We start from the raw sequence: 879 nt of genomic DNA, 5'->3' as shown, positions 1-879 counted from the left end.
GACATTCTAAAAGAAGCTAAAAGAAATATTCCTCGATAGCTCAATGGTAGAGCGCACGGCTGTTAACCGTGATGTTGTAGGTTCGAGCCCTACTCGGGGAGTTTTTTTAAATATAAGGCTCCGTGGTCAAGCGGTTAAGACATCGCCCTTTCACGGCGGTAACACGGGTTCGATTCCCGTCGGAGTCACTAGAAAAGTATGCCGATGTGGCTCAATTCTCGACAATTGAGGAGGAACGAGTCAATTGTAGGCAGAGCAGCTGGTTACAAATCAGCTGGAAAGTCACATGCCGATGTGGCTCAATTGGCAGAGCAGCTGATTTGTAATCAGCAGGTTATCGGTTCGAGTCCGATCATCGGCTTTTTGAAGGAACAAGAGTCCTTGAACAAGGACCATTAGCTCAGTTGGTCAGAGCAACCGGCTCATAACCGGTCGGTCCTGGGTTCGAGTCCCCGATGGTCCACTCAAAAGAAAAGAATAAGGCCTAATGGCTCAGTTGGTTAGAGCGCCGCCCTGTCACGGCGGAGGTCGCGGGTTCGAGTCCCGCTTGGGTCGTTCTGGAAGTTTAGCTCAGCTGGGAGAGCATCTGCCTTACAAGCAGAGGGTCACAGGTTCGAGCCCTGTAACTTCCACTTGCATCAGTTTCTGGTGCAGAAATGCCGGCGTGGCGGAACTGGCAGACGCGCAGGACTTAAAATCCTGTTGTAGCGATACAGTACCGGTTCGATTCCGGTCGCCGGCATTCATCGAAAGGGCACTTGACAAGAGTGTTATAATAGATGAGAAGAAGTTAATAGAATATGTGTGCGTAGCTCAGCTGGATAGAGCACTTGGCTACGGACCAAGGTGTCGGGAGTTCGAATCTTCTCGCGCACGTAT

The 879-nt window shown here is 50.6% G+C and carries 8 tRNA genes; all 8 read left to right on the top strand.

What is annotated here, in order from left to right:
* Nucleotides 1–29: 29 nt before the first annotated feature.
* The 8 genes from ROSEINA2194_RS15160 to ROSEINA2194_RS15125 all read left to right on the top strand — a co-directional run bounded on the left by ROSEINA2194_RS15160 (nucleotide 30) and on the right by ROSEINA2194_RS15125 (nucleotide 876).
* Nucleotides 30–101: transfer RNA gene (locus tag ROSEINA2194_RS15160), tRNA-Asn, on the top strand.
* Between the two features lie 15 nt (nucleotides 102–116).
* A tRNA-Glu gene (locus ROSEINA2194_RS15155) sits at nucleotides 117–188 on the top strand.
* Nucleotides 189–288: 100 nt separating this feature from the next.
* Nucleotides 289–361: transfer RNA gene (locus ROSEINA2194_RS15150), tRNA-Thr, on the top strand.
* A 28-nt stretch (nucleotides 362–389) separates the two neighbouring features.
* Nucleotides 390–463 (top strand) — tRNA-Ile (locus tag ROSEINA2194_RS15145).
* 18 nt (nucleotides 464–481) lie between these two features.
* Nucleotides 482–555: transfer RNA gene (locus tag ROSEINA2194_RS15140), tRNA-Asp, on the top strand.
* 4 nt (nucleotides 556–559) lie between these two features.
* Nucleotides 560–632: transfer RNA gene (locus ROSEINA2194_RS15135), tRNA-Val, on the top strand.
* A gap of 26 nt (nucleotides 633–658) precedes the next feature.
* Nucleotides 659–742: transfer RNA gene (locus ROSEINA2194_RS15130), tRNA-Leu, on the top strand.
* Between the two features lie 60 nt (nucleotides 743–802).
* Nucleotides 803–876, top strand: a tRNA-Arg gene (locus tag ROSEINA2194_RS15125).
* Nucleotides 877–879: the final 3 nt, after the last annotated feature.

The organism is Roseburia inulinivorans DSM 16841 (assembly GCF_000174195.1).
GTDB lineage: Bacteria > Bacillota > Clostridia > Lachnospirales > Lachnospiraceae > Roseburia > Roseburia inulinivorans.
Note: the sequence above shows the minus strand (reverse complement) of the source record. Positions and strands in the feature narration are given on the sequence as shown.